This is a genomic window from Pseudonocardia aurantiaca, assembly GCF_039526725.1.
Taxonomy (GTDB): Bacteria; Actinomycetota; Actinomycetes; order Mycobacteriales; family Pseudonocardiaceae; genus Pseudonocardia; species Pseudonocardia aurantiaca.
In genome coordinates, this window is sequence record NZ_BAAAJG010000008.1 from 587197 (window position 1) to 600466 (window position 13270).

Genomic DNA, 13270 nt, shown 5'->3' on the forward strand with positions numbered 1-13270 from the left:
CGCCTGACCACGCGGCCACTGACATTGACAGCCACCCGCACACCCAGCGAAGACCGCGGCGCCCGCACGTGCCGAGCTACACCTCCATCAGGCCCCACAAGCAGGGCCGATGCTCAGGTCCGGTCCGGTACGGGCGCCTGCCGCCGCACCATCTCGTTGACCAGGCTCTGCACGATCACCGGGCCGAAGTCGCGACCGCGGCGCACGAGCCACGGCACGCCCTTCAGCACCAGCCACGCCACCCGGTGCACAGCGGTCACCTCACGCCCGCCGGCGCAATCCAGGCTGACCGGGTGCGGCACGGCGAAACCGGCCGCGGCGATCAGTTCCGTGAGCGCCGAGGCGAGCATCCGGTGCCCCAGCTCGGAAGGATGCAGCCGGTCGACCGCCCACGCGTCCCGTTCGTAGCCGCCGGGCAGGAGGTCGAGGTCCAGCACGCCGACCCCGGCAGGGTCCTCCGCCGCGACGGCGCCGGTCGCCCCGTTGAGCGCCAGGATCCGCCGCTGCAGCGCCCGGCGCAGCGGCGCCGGGAGGCGGAACACCCGCGTGTGGTCGTGGTAGCGCAGCAGCACCACGTGCGCACCTGTCGCCCGGAGCGCCGCCACCACCGACGCGCAGTCCGCCCGCAGGCCGCCGGGGTCGAAGTCGGAGCGCAGCGTGTCGTTCATGCCGACGAACACGACGGCGACGTCCGGTCGCGCCGCGAGTGCCGGCTCCAGCTGCCGGTGGCGCACGTCGGCCATCCGGGCGCCGGTGAACGACGGGTTCACCAGCTCCGCGGCGCCGAGAGCGTCGCGCAGCAGTACGGAGAAGCCGCGCCACCCGCCGCCGGGCACGGGATCGCCGAGCCCGACGCAGGTGGAGTCGCCCAACGTCACGAGGGTGCGGACCGGGCGGAGCGGCGCCGGGATCGAGGAGGCGACCGGGACGGTGATCTGCTCAGGTGTGATCTGCAGGGTCACGGCGACACCGTGACTGACGACGACTCACCTGCGGTGTGCGCCGGATGACCTGTTGTGGGCGGATGGCGGAACGATCGGTGAGCTGACCAGCCGCGTTTCGGCCCGGGAAGCGGATCAGGCCACCGAGCGGAACGCCGGGTAGACGGGGAGTGTGCCGGGGGCGTCCGGGAAGCGCTTCGCGAGCGCGTCGGCCACTGTGTCGCCGAGCTCCGCGGTGGCGGGCAGGTCGCCGCGTTCGGCCGAACGCGCCATCTGCCGCCAGTAGTGCCCGAGCGCCGTGCTGATCCGGGGTGAGCGGGCGGCGTCGAGTCCGACCGTGCGGTCGCGGACGCGGACCCTCGGCAGCAACCACCACGTGCACAACCACACCCACAGCAGCTGGGCGTGCAGGAGCCTGCGGTCGAGCTTGGCGCCGTCGTCGAGGTCGGGCCAGACGGCGGAGACCTCGTCGCGCCACGAGTCGAGCATCGTGTCGCCGATGCCGGGCGGCAGCGCGAAACTCGCCTCGCAGCCAGGGAAGGGCACGCGGAAGTAGGCGGCGTCGAGGGCGACGTCGCGGAAGCAGCCCCACTCGAAGTCGACGAACCGCACGCCGCGGCTCGTCACAAGGTTGTTGTCGGGGCAGGTGTCGGACGGGCTGAATGCGCGGTAGCGGGTGCCGCCGAGGAGCCGGGCCGTCTCGTGGGCTTCCAACGTGGCCGCGGCCGGGACGCGCACGCCGAGCTCGTCGGCGAGCAGCTCCGGCGCCTTCGCCAGGGCGACGCGGGCCTCTTCGGCCATCGGGTCGCGCCACGCCCGCGCCCCCAGCCGGCGCAACAGGGCGCCGAAGTCGTTCTCCCGCCCCGCCGTGGCCGCCTGCATTCGGCCCAGCGCCCTGGCCCAGCTCAGCAGGCAGCGCTGGGCGTCGGCAGGGTCGGGGCCGAAGAGCTTGTCGGCGAGGGTGGAGCTGCGCCCGAGGTCCTCCAGCACGAGCAGCCGCGCCTGCGGGTCGTGTGCGATCAGCACCGGGCTCGGGCGGGCCTCTGCCGGCAGCGCGGTGAACAGCTGACAGCTGGCCACCTCGTAGTGGAACGGGTCGGGCTGTTCCGGATCGGGCTCCGCCAGGTAGTGCTTGACGACCAGGGTGCGCGGCAGCGAGAACGGGTTGCGGGCGACACGGGCGCGCGCGACAACGGAGCGGTCGCTCCCGCCGAGGTCCTCCGGATCGGCGAGGACCACCGTGGCACCAGCGCGGCGGGTGAGCAACCGCTCGGCGGCAGCCAGCGCAGCGAGCACCGGCCTGGGGAAGCTGCCCAGGTCGTGAACCATCGCTAAGGACCTTACCCCGCGGACAACGGCCGCAGGCCCCGTCCGCGGCGCTGGTTCCACCGCGACACCAGGAGCACCGCCGCGGCGGCGACCACGATGCCCACGAGGTTGATCACCAGTTGCGCGGCGGACCGGAGCGCCTGGTCGTAGCGCCCCTCCACGAACGCGACGGAGGCGAACGCGGCCGCGGGCACGGTGGTGACCGAGATGAACACGCCGACGAGGGCCGCCGACTTCGCCGAGGTCAGCGAGAGCATCCCGGCCGCACCGGCCAGCAACGCGACGATCAGCGAGAACGGCCCGACGTCGTAGATGAAGTCGACCTGGTTGAGCTGGTCGAGGCCGGCGGTGGTCAGCAGCCCGGTGACGTCGAGGATCAGCGCGCCGACCGCCGTGACCGCCATCGCCAACGGAAACCCCGCCGCAAGCGCGAAAGCCCCGCGCCGGACGAGGTCGCCACGGCGCAGCACGATTCCGACGGCCACCGCGGCCAGCGGCCCGAACTCCGGGCCCAGCACCATCGCGCCCACCACCGTCACGGGCGAGTCGGTGATGGCCCCGACCGCGGCCAGCAGGCACGCGATCGTCAGGAACGCCTGGTAGCTCACCGAGAAGCGCGACTCCTCCCCCGTGCGCGCCACGACCTCGTCCCAGATCACCGCGTCCGATCCCTCGCCGGGCGCGGCCTCCTCGGCGGCGTCGGCCGCGTCGGAGAGGGTCGTGTCGAGCGCCTCCAGGGTGACGCCGCCTGCCCGGTCGACGCCGAGCTCGCAGAGCCCGGTGAGCACCCCGTCAACCGACTCGCGGGCGACGTCGGCCGCGATGACGTCACCGGGCGGCTGCAGCGCCGCGCCCGGCAGCACGACGACGTGCGTGGCGCCAGGCTCGGCGAGCAGCAGCTCGCGCACCTCGGCCGACCGCTCAGCGGGCGCGATGACCCTCATGTGCAGCACAGCGACTCCAGTCCGCGGTACGGGGATCCCCGGCTGCAGGGGACGGCGGGACGGGCCCGCTCAGACCTTCGTGGGCGGCTCGTCGGCGGCCGGGGACGCAGCCGCAGGCGCCTTCGGCGGCACCGCGTCCACCCCCGCCTCCTTGCGCTGCTCCGGGGTGATCGGGGCGGGCGCAGCCGTCAGAGGGTCGTACCCGCCACCCGACTTCGGGAACGCGATCACGTCGCGGATCGAGTCGCTGCCCGCCAGCAGCATGCAGGCGCGGTCCCACCCGAAAGCGATGCCGCCGTGCGGGGGCGGCCCGTACTGGAACGCGTCGAGCAGGAAGCCGAACTTCTCCCGCTGCTCCGCCTCGTCCATGCCGAGCAGGGCGAACACCCGCTGCTGCACGTCGGAGCGGTGGATACGGATGGAGCCGCCGCCGATCTCGTTGCCGTTGCAGACGATGTCGTAGGCGTAGGCGAGCGCCTGGTCGGGCGCCTCCTCGAAGCGGTCCGCCCAGTCCTGGTTGGGCGCGGTGAACGGGTGGTGCACCGCCGTCCAGCCCACCTCGTTGCCGTCATCGTCACGACTGTTCTCATCCCTGATGGGCTCGAACATCGGGGCGTCGACGACCCACACGAACGACCACGCGTCCTCGTCGATGAGGCCGACGCGGCGGGCGATCTCGCCGCGGGCCGCCCCGAGGAGGTCACGCGCGTCGGACGGGTGGCCGGCCGCGAAGAAGATCGCGTCGCCCGGCTCGGCGCCTGCCGCCTTGGCCAGGCCCTCCCGCTCGGCGTCGGACAGGTTCTTGACCACCGGGCCGCGCTCGCTCGCCGAGCCGTCCTCGTCGACCAGCACGTACGCGAGGCCACGGGCGCCGCGCTGCTTGGCCCACTCCTGCCACGCGTCGAGCTGCTTGCGCGGCTGGCTCGCCCCGCCCGGCATCACGACCGCGCCCACGTAGGGCGCCTGGAACACCCGGAACGGGGTGTCGGCGAAGAACTCGGTCAGGTCGACCAGCTCGACGCCGAACCGCAGGTCGGGCTTGTCGGAGCCGTACCGGGCCATCGCCTCGGCGTAGGTGAGGCGCGGGATCGGGAGCGGGATCTGGTAGTCCGCGAGCTCCGACCACAGCGCGGAGACGATCTCCTCGCCCAGCTCGATGACGTCGTCCTGCTCGACGAAGCTCATCTCGATGTCGAGCTGGGTGAACTCCGGCTGCCGGTCGGCGCGGAAGTCCTCGTCCCGGTAGCACCGGGCGATCTGGTAGTAGCGCTCGAGCCCGGCCACCATCAGGAGCTGCTTGAACAACTGCGGGCTCTGCGGAAGGGCGTACCAGGAACCGGGGCGCAGGCGGGCAGGCACGAGGAAGTCGCGGGCGCCCTCGGGTGTGGACCGGGTGAGCGTGGGCGTCTCGACCTCGACGAACTCGCGCTCCTCCAGCACGTCACGCGCGATCCGGTTGGCAGCGCTGCGCAGCCGCAGCGCCGCGGCGGGGCCACTGCGGCGCAGGTCCAGGTAGCGGTACTTGAGCCGGATCTCCTCACCGACGTCGGTGTGCTCGTCGAGCGGGAACGGCAGCGGGGCCGACTCCGACAGCACGGTCAGATCCGTGGCGGTGACCTCGATCTGGCCGGTCGGCAGATCGGGGTTCTCGTTGCCCTCCGGGCGGCGCACGACCTCGCCCGTGACCTGGACGGCGAACTCCGAACGCAGCCGGTGCGCGCGCTCGGCCATCTCACCCTCGCGGAACACCACCTGCGCGGTGCCGGAGGCGTCGCGGAGATCGATGAAGATCACGCCCCCGTGATCCCGCCGGCGCGCCACCCACCCGGCGAGGGTCACGGTCTGTCCGGCGTTGTCGGCACGGAGCGTGCCGCTGGGGTGGGTGCGCATCACACACCCAAGGCTATCCGGCCCCCCGGCCAGGCAATCCAGCAGGTTTCCGCAGCCCCGGCCGTGACCGCGCCTCTCGTCGAATCCGCGCGGGACGGGGAGACTAGAGCAGCGTGAGCTGCTCGGCCGTGGGAAGCGCCGGTTGGGGCGCGGGCGGCTGGGGCGCGCGAACCGTGTCGGCGGCGCCCCCGAGGCCGTGACGACGCAGCAGCGGGGCCACCCGCTCCCCCAGCGCCCGGCGGTATTCCGGGTCGACGTACGCGCCGCGCCGGTAGAGCCGCTCGTAGGGCTCGACCAGGCCCGGGTGCTCCCTTGCGAGCCACTCCATGAACCACTCCCGAGTGCCGCGACGCAGGTGGAGCGCGAGCACCGTGGCGCGACTGGCGCCCGCCGCCCTGATGCGCCCGAGCAGCGCGTCGAGCGCCTCGGGTGAGTCGGTGAGCAGCGGTAGCACGGGCGCCACCATCACCCCGCACCGCAGCCCCGCGTCGGTGATGCGCCGCACCATGTCGAGCCGGGCGGCCGGGGACGGGGTGCCGGGTTCGAGCCGGGACTGCAGCTCTCGGTCGACCAGCGCCACCGACACCCCGAGGGACACGGGGACGTCGGCAGCCGCGGCCGTGAGCAGCGGAAGGTCCCTCGACAGCACCGTGCCCTTCGTGAGCACCGAGAACGGCGTGCCCCAGCGGGCGAGCGCCTCGATGATGCCCGGCATGAGCCGGTAGCGGCCCTCGGCGCGCTGGTAGGGGTCGGTGTTGGTGCCCATCGCAACGGACTCCCGCTCCCAGCGCGGGGAACGCAGCTCGCGTTCGAGCACCCGGGCGACGTTGACCTTGACGATGATCTGGCTGTCGAAGTCGGCGCCGGCGTCGAGGTCGAGGTAGGTGTGGGTGTTGCGGGCGAAGCAGTTATGGCTGACCACGCCCTCCGCGACGAAGTCGCCGGTGCCCGTGGTGATGTCGTACATCGCCGCGGTGACGCCGAGCGGCTCCACCGACTCGACCCGCAGGTCCGCCCCGCCGGCCACCGGCGCCCCGGCGACGCTGCGTCGCGCGCTCACCGCCGGATCGGTCTCCCGCAGGAACCGCAGCAGCTGCTCCGGGCCGCCCCGCAGCCGCACGGCGCGCGCCGACCCCGCCGCTGCCGCGTCGACCGTGAAGCGGAACCCGAGCCGGTGCAGCGCCCCCGCCGCCTTCCCGATCACTTGCTCGTCGGCGTGGGCCACGCTCAGCTCGCCGTCGGTCACCTGCCCGGACGCGTCGACCAGACCCGCCAGGAAACCCGCGCACCAGTCGTCGCCCGCGTGCTCGGGCCAGCGCGTGACGTGGGCGATCGGGGCGATCCCGCCGGACCCCGGCGGAGGTGGGATGCGGCCGGGCTCCCATGGGCCGGCCGCGCCGACGGCGGCCAGCGCGGGGAGGTGGGCGGCCTCGGCGAGGAAGTGGTGGGCCCGCCCGAGCGCCTCGAGCTCCAACTGCTCCGACGGGAACGTGCGGGCCGGCGAGATGCCGGACCCGGTGTCGCCGCGAACCAGGCCGCAGAGGTAGCCCTGCCGGTAGGCCGGCGGATGGGCCCGGTCGTGGGCAGCCGAGCCGAACCCACCCGCCGCGCCCGGCCCGAGCAGTGCACTGCCGTGGCGCAGATGCGGACGCCGGCCCGTCCGGCACCACCCGGGCGCGACATGCCGCCAGCCCCGGTCGGTGAGGAACCGGTGCTCCCCGCTCGTGACCAGCTCGGTGCCACCGGTGAGCCGCACCCGGTGGGCCGGCTTGGCGGTGGACCAGTGGGCGAGCACGGTGGTGCGCACGTACCGCCGCCGCCCATCGACCATCTCGGTGCCGACCACCGCGTCGCCGACGCGCAGTTCGGCGATGGGCAGCGTGCGGCCGTCGGCCAGCAGCACCCGGGTGTGGCCCGCGAGGCAGTAGACGCACGCGTGCGAGCAGCCGCGGTAGGGGTTGACGGTCCAGCGGAACGGCATGGGCGAGCTGCCGGGCACCCGGTTGAGCGCGGACTTCGCCTCGACCTCGTGGAAGACGGTGCCCGCGAACTCGGGCGTGCGCACCGTGCGCAGGAGCCCGCGCAGGCCGGGCAGCGCCTCGGCACCGCCCACACCGTCGTCCAGAACCTGCTGCCCGTCCCACCGCATGCCACTATTCGAACATGCGTTCGACACCCGCCGCAAGTGCCCATCCGGAGGATGGGTAAGGCTGCTCTTATGACTCTCACGTTGGTGGTGATGGGCGTGTCCGGGGTGGGCAAGAGCTCCGTGGCCGAGGAGCTCGTGGCCCGCACGGGCTGGGCGTTCGTCGAGGGCGACGACCTGCACACGGAGGCCAACCGCGCCAAGATGAGCGCGGGCACCCCCCTCGACGACGAGGACCGCTGGCCGTGGCTGCGCCGGATCGCCGGCTGGATCGGGGAGCAGGAGGCCGAGGGCCGCAGCGCGGTCGTCACGTGCTCCGCCCTCAAGCGCAGCTACCGCGACCTGCTCCGCGAGGGCCACCCGTCCGTGCGCTTCGTGCACCTGCTCGCGGCTCCCGAGCTCATCCAGACCCGCGTCGACGCCCGGCAGGGCCACTACATGCCGCCGTCACTGCTGAAGAGCCAGCTCGACTCTCTCGAACCGCTCGATCCCGACGAACCGGGCGTCCGCGTCGACACCACCGGCCCCGCGGCCGATGTGGCCGAGCGGGCGTTGGACGCGCTCGGCGGGGAGGAGCGCACCGACCGTGGAGGGTGAACCGCCCGTGCGCGCGCCAGGCGCACTCACCCTGTTGTGTGACACCGATCCGGCGGACGACGCGGCTGCCGTCGTCACCGCATTGGCAGGATGGGCACGTGCCAGCTGACGACCACGACGGGTCACCCGAGGCGGACCCGCCCGCCCTGTGGTCCGAACCCGGCAGGCGCCGACCGCAACGGCACGCGCCCGACGATCGCTACGGCCCGCCGCAGAACCCGCCCGCGCAGGTCCGGCGGCACCCCGACCCGTGGGACACGGGACCCGGGAGCCCCCGGCAGGGCCCGCCCCGCGGCCCCGACACCGGTCCCCACTCCGCCGGCCCCCACTCCGCGGGCGGCCAGTCCAGAGGCGGCGAGTCCAGAGGCGGCCAGTCCAGAGGGAGCCAGGGCGCCATGCCCCGCCCCCCGCGCAGCCGCGTGTTCCCGCCGGCGGACGGTGCGCCCGGCCGCTCCGTGCGCCGTCCCGGTGACCGGCCCGGCGCTCCCGCGGAGCTGTTCGTCGAGACCACGGCCGAGACGCCCGCCCTCCGCCGCGACGAGCCGCTCGTCGACCGGAGGCGGGAGCAGCCCGCACGGCCCGAACCTGAGCCCGAACCGGACAGCGACCAGCGGTCCGGCCGCCGTCGGCGGGTCAAGCCGAAGCGCACGGCGAATGCAGCGGCAGCGGGTCACGGGCACGGCCACGGGCACTCCCCCGCCCCGCCGGCAGGCCGGCGGGTGCGGATCCTCATCGCCGCCCTGCTGGTGCCGTGCGCGCTCGCCGCGCTTGTGGGCCTCGTGGTGATGTGGCCCTCCGGCGGGCGGCCGGCCACGGCCGACCCGGTCACGCAGACGCCGGTGCGGGCGGAGGTCACCGCAACCCGGGCCACCGGCTGCAACGCTGACGCCTCCGGCACCGGGTGCGTCGCGGTCATCGTCCACATGTCCGACGGGCCGCGGACCGGCCGCGACCTCGTGCAGGTCGTTCCGGTCGAGCCCGGGTCACCGCAGTTCGCCGTGGGCGACCAGGTGGTGCTCAGCTGGTCGGGAGCCGATCCCGACGACCCGGGCTCGTACCAGATCGTCGATTTCCAGCGCGGCCCGCCGCTGATCTGGCTCGCTGTGCTCTTCGCGGGTGCGGTGATCCTGCTCGGGCGCTGGCGGGGCCTCGCCGCGCTCGGCGCCCTGGTGCTGAGCTTCGTGGTGCTGCTGTGGTTCGTGGTGCCCGCGATCCTGGCCGGGCACAACCCGCTGGCCGTCGCGATCGTCGGCTCGTGCCTGATCATGTTCGCGGTCCTGTATCTCACCCACGGCCTGTCGGCGCGCACGTCCACAGCGGTGATCGGCACCCTGCTGTCGCTTGCCCTCATCGGCGCGCTCGCCGCCGCCTTCTCGGCGTTCGCCAAGCTCACCGGCCTCGACGACCAGGCCGCGAACCTCATCGCCACCCTCGGCACCGCGGTCGACGCACGGGGCCTGCTGCTCGCCGGTGTGGTGATCGGCGCCCTCGGCGTGCTCGACGACGTCACCGTCACCCAGACCAGCGCCGTGTGGGAGCTGCACCGCGCCGACCCGGAGCTGGGCACGCGCGGGCTGTTCGCGTCGGCCATGCGGATCGGCCGCGACCACGTCGCCTCCGCGGTGAACACGCTCGTGCTCGCATACGCGGGCGCGTCGCTGCCGCTGCTGCTGCTCTTCTCGTTGTCCGGCCGCAGCCTCGGCGACGTCGTGACCACGCAGGACGTCGCCACGGAGATCGTCAGGACGCTGGTGGGCAGCATCGGGCTCGTGGCGTCGGTGCCGATCACCACCGCGATCGCCGCGGTCGTGGCGAGCCGGGAGAAGGTCAGCGCCTGACCTCAGCGGCCCGGGCGACGAGATTGGCCTCGCCGTCGCGCTCGCGGTGGTCGAGCACGCTGAGCCCGCCGAACGCGTCCGCGAGCTCGCCGGGGCGGGCCCGGAACACGCCCGGAGCATCGTCGACCTCCGAGAGCACGGTCAGCACCAGGAGCCCGCTCGGCGCGAGCAGCCCGGCGAGCACAGGGTAGAGCGCCGGGTCCCGGAACCGCTGACACACCACCGCGTCGTAGGGCCCGGTGCAGGCGGCAGGCAGTCCCGCGTCGAGGTCGTGCGCCCACCAGCGCACCCGGTCGCCGACTCCGCGGCGTTCGGCGAGGTCGGCGCCACCGGCCAGCGCGACCTCGGAGACGTCGACCGCGTCCACCGTGAAGCCGCGCGCGGCCAGCCACACCGCCACGGACCCGCGCCCGCACGCCACGTCGAGCGCGCGGCCGCCGCCGGGCACCAGGTGCTCGCGGCCGCGCAAGGCGTCCGGCGGCATCGGACCGGCTGCCGGCCCGGCCTGCTCGACAGCGCGGTGCCGCGCGTCCCAACGCTCGCGGTCGCCGCCTGCCACGTCAGGTGAGGCGGGAGCGCAGCTCGTCGAGCACGGCGTGCAGCGCCACCGCGTGCTGCTCGCCCGTGAGCAGGTCCTTGACGCCCACGGTGCCCGCCTCGAGGTCGCGGTCGCCCAGCACGAGCGCGAGCCGCGCACCGGAGCGGTCGGCCGCCTTCATCGCACCCTTGAGCCCGCGCCCGCCGTAGGCGAGGTCCACCCGGATGCCCGCCCGGCGCAGCTGCGCGGCCAGCACCACGAGCCGTCGCTTCGCGGCCTCGCCCAGCGGCACGCCGAACACCTCGCACCGCGCCTCCGACCAGGGCGCCACACCCTCGGCCCGGCAGGCCAGCAGCGTGCGGTCGACGCCGATGCCGAAGCCGACACCCGAGAGCGGCTGCCCGCCCAGCGTGGCCATCAACCCGTCGTAGCGCCCGCCGCCGCCGATCCCGGACTGCGCGCCGAGGCCGTCGTGCACGAACTCGAACGTGGTCTTCGTGTAGTAGTCGAGCCCACGCACCATCCGCGGGTTCTCCACGTACGCGACGCCGAGGTCGTCCAGGTGCTGCTTGACGGCCGCGTGGTGCTCGGCTGCCGCCGGGGAGAGGTGGTCGAGCAGCAGCGGCGCGTCGGCGAGCAGGGCCCGCACCTCGGGTCGCTTGTCGTCGAACACCCGCAGCGGGTTGAGCTGCGCGCGGGCCCGCGTCGGCTCGTCGAGCGGGAGGCCGGCGAGGAACTCGCGCAGCAGCGCCCCGTACGCCGGGCGGATCTCCGCGTCGCCGAGCGAGGTGATCTCCAGCCGGTAGCCCGTGAGCCCGAGCGCCCGGAAGCCCTCGTCGGCGACCGCGATGACCTCGGCGTCCAGCGCGGGGTCGTCCACGCCGATCGCCTCGATGCCCACCTGCTGCAGCTGCCGGTACCGGCCCGCCTGCGGACGCTCGTAGCGGAAGAACGGGCCCGCATAGCGCAGCTTCACCGGCAGGCCCTGCCGGTCGAGGCCGTGCTCGATGACCGAGCGGACCACCCCGGCGGTGCCCTCCGGCCGGAGCGTGACCGACCGCTCGCCCCGGTCGGCGAACGTGTACATCTCCTTGCTCACGACGTCGGTGGACTCGCCGACGCCGCGGGCGTAGAGCCCCGTGTCCTCGAAGATCGGCAGCTCGATCAACCCGTACCCGGCACGGTCGGCCGCGGCGACGAGCGTGTTGCGGACGTGCTCGAACCCGGCCCCCTCCGGCGGGTAGTACTCCGGGACGCCCTTCGGCGCCGCGAACGTCGCAAGTCTGTTCTCCAGGGCCGTCACAGCCCTCTCCCTCTCGCCGGTACGTCGAGACCCTGCAGGAACGGGTTGGACACCCGCTCCCGCCCCACCGTGGTCGTGGGCCCGTGGCCCGGCAGCACCACGGCCGAGTCGTCGTGGGTCAGCAGCTTGTCGCGCAGGCTCGCGAGCATCTGCGCGTGGTTGCCCCCGGGCAGGTCGGTGCGCCCGATCGAGCCGGCGAACAGTGTGTCGCCGGCGAGGATCACCTCGACGCCCTCCTCGGTAGGTGTCGTGAAGACCACCGACCCGCGTGTATGGCCCGGGGTGTGGTCGACGCGCAGCGTGAGACCGGCCAGGTCGAGAGCGGCGCCGTCGGCGAGCTCGCGCACCTCGCGGGGCTCACGCACCTCCAGCCGCCCGCCGAAGAACGTGGCCGCGTCCGCCGAGAGGCCCTTGAGCGGGTCGGCGAGCATCTCCCGGTCCTCGGGATGGATCCAGGCCGGGACGTCGTGGCCGTCACACACCGGCGAGACGCTGAAGGTGTGGTCGAAATGGCCGTGGGTCAGCAGCACCGCCACCGGTGTGAGGCGGTGCTCCGCGAGCAGAGCGTCCAGGGGTTCGACGGCGTCCTGGCCGGGGTCGACCACCACACACGCCTCCCCCGGACCGGACGCCACGACGTAGCAGTTGGTCTGGAAGGAACCGGCGGGAAAACCAGCGACGAGCACCTCACCAGGGTAGGCCGTGACTGTGGCCGCCCACCGGGGGACGCCCGGTGCCGCGAGCCGCAGACGCACACCGCGGGCTGAGTAGCAGCCCACCCCACCGGGACTTCTCAGGTTGGCTCGTTATCCTGCGGCGCGAACGGGCCCATGTCGCGGGACGTCGCCGGACGACCTCGCGGTACCGCGACAGGTAGGAAGAGGAGTGCCGGTGGCGACCAACCAGATGCGGCGAGAGGCGGCCAAGCGGAAGCTCGCGAGCCAGCAGCAGCGGCGGGCCGAGCGGGCGCGGCGGCGCCAGCGCGTCGCCATCATCACCTCGGCCGCCGTCGTGGTGGTGGTCGTCGTGGGCGTGGTGGTCCTGTCCACCATCGGCACCGGCGGTGGCGGCGCGCAGCCGGCAGCCGCTCCGGCTCCGGCGACCGGCGCTCCGGCGTCGATCCCGACCGACATCGTTCCGCTCCCGACGCGGCCGACCGCCCTGCCCGCGACCGTCACCTGTGACTACCCCGCAGGCGAACAGGCTTCGAAGCCGGTTCAGCCGCCGGCAGGCGCCGACATCAGCGCCACCGGAACGGTGCCTGTCACCCTCCAGACCAGCGCCGGGACGGTGCCCCTCACGCTGGACCGCGCCCTCGCGCCCTGTGCCGTCAACAGCTTCGTGAGCCTGGCCCAGCAGGGGTACTTCAACGACACCGGCTGCCACCGCCTCACCACCAGCGACGGCCTGCAGGTCCTGCAGTGCGGGGATCCGAGCGGCACGGGCAGCGGCGGGCCGGGGTACACCTTCAACGACGAGGTCTTCCCGGAGCTGACCTACGGGCGCGGGATCCTCGCGATGGCGAATGCCGGCGCGAACACGAACGGCAGCCAGTTCTTCATGGTCTACGGCAACGCCCAGCTCCCGCCCAACTACACGGTCTTCGGCTCGATCAGCCCGGACGGGCTCCAGGTGCTCGACGCCATCGCCAGGGCCGGCCAGAACGACGCCAACGGCACGGGTGACGGCGCGCCCAACAGCCCGGTGACCATCCAGACCGCCACCGTCGGCTGACCGCTGACGA

Annotated in this window: 11 protein-coding genes; 3 read left to right on the top strand and 8 right to left on the bottom strand. The window is 73.8% G+C overall.

Going from position 1 to position 13270, the window contains the following annotated elements; genetic code table 11:
- Positions 1-113: 113 nt before the first annotated feature.
- From ABD143_RS12700 to ABD143_RS12720, 5 genes are all read right to left on the bottom strand, one after another.
- Positions 114-962: an SGNH/GDSL hydrolase family protein gene (locus tag ABD143_RS12700; protein ID WP_343976145.1), complete on the bottom strand. Its 849-nt coding sequence runs from the start codon at positions 960-962 to the stop codon at positions 114-116.
- Between the two features lie 114 nt (positions 963-1076).
- Positions 1077-2270, bottom strand: coding sequence for a hypothetical protein (locus ABD143_RS12705; protein ID WP_343976148.1), 1194 nt, complete (start codon positions 2268-2270; stop codon positions 1077-1079).
- Between the two features lie 11 nt (positions 2271-2281).
- Positions 2282-3223, bottom strand: a complete 942-nt coding sequence (locus ABD143_RS12710; protein WP_343976151.1) for a DUF389 domain-containing protein — start codon at positions 3221-3223, stop codon at positions 2282-2284.
- Positions 3224-3283: 60 nt separating this feature from the next.
- Positions 3284-5107 carry an aspartate--tRNA ligase gene (aspS, locus tag ABD143_RS12715; RefSeq protein WP_343976153.1) on the bottom strand — a complete coding sequence of 608 codons (1824 nt, stop codon included), beginning with the start codon at positions 5105-5107 and terminating at the stop codon, positions 3284-3286.
- 100 nt (positions 5108-5207) lie between these two features.
- Positions 5208-7253 (bottom strand): intein-containing Rv2578c family radical SAM protein, encoded by a 2046-nt coding sequence (locus ABD143_RS12720; protein ID WP_343976156.1) that lies wholly within the window; start codon positions 7251-7253, stop codon positions 5208-5210.
- A gap of 69 nt (positions 7254-7322) precedes the next feature.
- Between ABD143_RS12720 and ABD143_RS12725 the strand changes: the two genes are divergently transcribed.
- A complete protein-coding gene (locus ABD143_RS12725; RefSeq protein WP_343976159.1) occupies positions 7323-7847 on the top strand; it encodes a gluconokinase in 525 nt (174 codons plus the stop codon).
- Positions 7848-8242: 395 nt separating this feature from the next.
- The gene (locus tag ABD143_RS12730) at positions 8243-9685 is read left to right on the top strand and encodes a YibE/F family protein (protein WP_343976162.1); all 1443 of its coding nucleotides are present in this window, start codon (positions 8243-8245) and stop codon (positions 9683-9685) included.
- Here the strand turns inward: ABD143_RS12730 and ABD143_RS12735 are convergent.
- Genes ABD143_RS12735 through ABD143_RS12745 form a run of 3 tightly spaced genes read right to left on the bottom strand, consistent with a single transcriptional unit; the run spans position 9675 to position 12212 of the window.
- Positions 9675-10244, bottom strand: a complete 570-nt coding sequence (locus ABD143_RS12735) for a class I SAM-dependent methyltransferase (RefSeq protein ID WP_343976167.1) — start codon at positions 10242-10244, stop codon at positions 9675-9677. The two genes, ABD143_RS12730 and ABD143_RS12735, sit on opposite strands and share 11 nt — an antisense overlap.
- A gap of 1 nt (position 10245) precedes the next feature.
- Positions 10246-11517: a histidine--tRNA ligase gene (gene hisS / locus ABD143_RS12740; RefSeq protein ID WP_343977383.1), complete on the bottom strand. Its 1272-nt coding sequence runs from the start codon at positions 11515-11517 to the stop codon at positions 10246-10248.
- Positions 11518-11522: 5 nt separating this feature from the next.
- A complete protein-coding gene (locus tag ABD143_RS12745) occupies positions 11523-12212 on the bottom strand; it encodes an MBL fold metallo-hydrolase (RefSeq protein ID WP_343976170.1) in 690 nt (229 codons plus the stop codon).
- A 205-nt stretch (positions 12213-12417) separates the two neighbouring features.
- Here ABD143_RS12745 and ABD143_RS12750 point away from each other — a divergent pair, with 205 nt between their 5' ends.
- On the top strand, positions 12418-13260 hold the full coding sequence (locus ABD143_RS12750) for a peptidylprolyl isomerase (protein WP_343976173.1): 843 nt from the start codon (positions 12418-12420) through the stop codon (positions 13258-13260).
- Positions 13261-13270 lie beyond the last annotated feature (10 nt).

What these genes read in the sequence shown, in the direction of transcription:
- ABD143_RS12720 (WP_343976156.1), bottom strand. Translation starts at nt 7,253, where the DNA reads ATGCGGTGGGACGGGCAGCAGGTTCTGGACGACGGTGTGGGCGGTGCC.
- ABD143_RS12705 (WP_343976148.1), bottom strand. Translation starts at nt 2,270, where the DNA reads ATGGTTCACGACCTGGGCAGCTTCCCCAGGCCGGTGCTCGCTGCGCTG.
- ABD143_RS12725 (WP_343976159.1), top strand. Translation starts at nt 7,323, where the DNA reads ATGACTCTCACGTTGGTGGTGATGGGCGTGTCCGGGGTGGGCAAGAGC.
- ABD143_RS12730 (WP_343976162.1), top strand. Translation starts at nt 8,243, where the DNA reads ATGCCCCGCCCCCCGCGCAGCCGCGTGTTCCCGCCGGCGGACGGTGCG.